This is a genomic window from Bacillus sp. 05T31, from assembly GCF_056396725.1.
In genome coordinates this window covers 1-1,406 of sequence record NZ_JBFTMA010000904.1, presented here as the reverse complement: position 1 = coordinate 1,406, position 1,406 = coordinate 1, and the positions used below count along the sequence as shown (strand labels likewise).

Sequence of the window (1,406 nt, the reverse complement as noted above, 5' to 3'; positions counted from 1 at the left end):
CTCCTACCGATCCACCAATCACAGTAACCATTACAAGTAACGAAAACATCGTCACCTTTATTCCAGAAAATCCAGATGAAACACTTCCAAATTTAAATTGTTTCTTTGACGGTGAACGTTTCATACGCATTACTCCTCGAAATATACGAAATTACTTTTGGACTTGGATTTGGTGGCAGTAAACGAAAATAATAAAAAGCTTGTAGTTTGATTTCATTCAAACTACAAGCTTTTTTCATTTAAAACGAATTCATCACACCACCTAATACTTGTACAACTTATGCAAAGAGAAGAACATCTCAAGTTATTTTAGTTGTAATAAGCTGACCCGCTTCATTTATAGTAACTTTCCATTTTACTCCACCAGCAGTCTTCATAATTACACCTTGACTCGCTTCCAGCTCAATATCTCCAAACATTCTTCCRCCAGTTGTCGCTAACCAAGCATTTCCATTTTCCATAGAAGACCTTGCAAAAATACGATTAATTCGAAAACGCTTATCGTCTTGAGAGTAACCACTCAATGTAATTCTTACTTTATATAACTGATTAGCTTTCATATTCGATATAACTGTATCTCCAACATTTAATGGAACATCTGCCGCGATAATCCAACTCCCAGTTGCACTTAATGCATATTCAATTTTAATTTTCTTTGGGCTCTCTCCCCATCCAAAGTACATCCCAATACAATTCAACATTTTGATCGGATTTTTCGTAAAGTCCAATTCAATAACAACTGGATTACTATCTGGAACATCAATATAATTCACACTTTGTTCATCTATTAAATTAAAACAATTAGCGATATTTCCTCCGTAAGGTAATTTCCCACTTACTTGCTTGACACTATACTTCAGCTGAGCATTTACTAAAATATCATCTTGATTTCCTATTAAATGTGGTTTATTCAGCGTCAAAGGTAACTGAATCCGAAGTGATTCTTCATAAGTAGACTTACAAACATTGTATTGTCCGTTATCTACAATAGTTGTTGAAAGTAAATTTGAAAAAAGGTAGTTACGATGGGAATTGGAAGAAAATTCAATTACTATTTGTTCACTACTCATCCTGTACGTATCCCAAATCATACAGTTGAATGTATTATAAGCACCTGAACAACGAATTGCTTTTTTCGTTTGTTGTCTACATTGCACTTGAATATCATGAAACGTATTTCCTGAACTTTCATTTGGTAAATCACTATTCCCATCTACTTCTATTCCATACTGACATCCATCAATAAATATAGATTGAAATACATTTGCGTTAATCCAGCAAGGTGTATTTATATTGTCTACATATTCCGTTTTTAAATATATTGCAGTTTGAAAATTTTTAACTTGAACATAGTTAACTTGAAAGAAACTAATATAATCCCACGCTTTTTGACAATAAAAATGTAT

The 1,406-nt window shown here is 32.8% G+C and carries 2 protein-coding genes; one reads left to right on the top strand and one right to left on the bottom strand.

Features of this window, described 5'->3' with window-relative positions; translation table 11 throughout:
* A partial coding sequence (locus tag AC1DJR_RS29735; protein WP_477004230.1) for a hypothetical protein occupies positions 1-182 on the top strand: 182 nt, incomplete at its 5' end.
* Positions 183-299: 117 nt separating this feature from the next.
* On the opposite strand, the gene AC1DJR_RS29730 is transcribed toward AC1DJR_RS29735, so the two are convergent.
* Positions 300-1,406, bottom strand: a 1,107-nt coding sequence (locus AC1DJR_RS29730; protein WP_477004229.1) for a hypothetical protein, incomplete at its 5' end; no start/stop codon positions are given.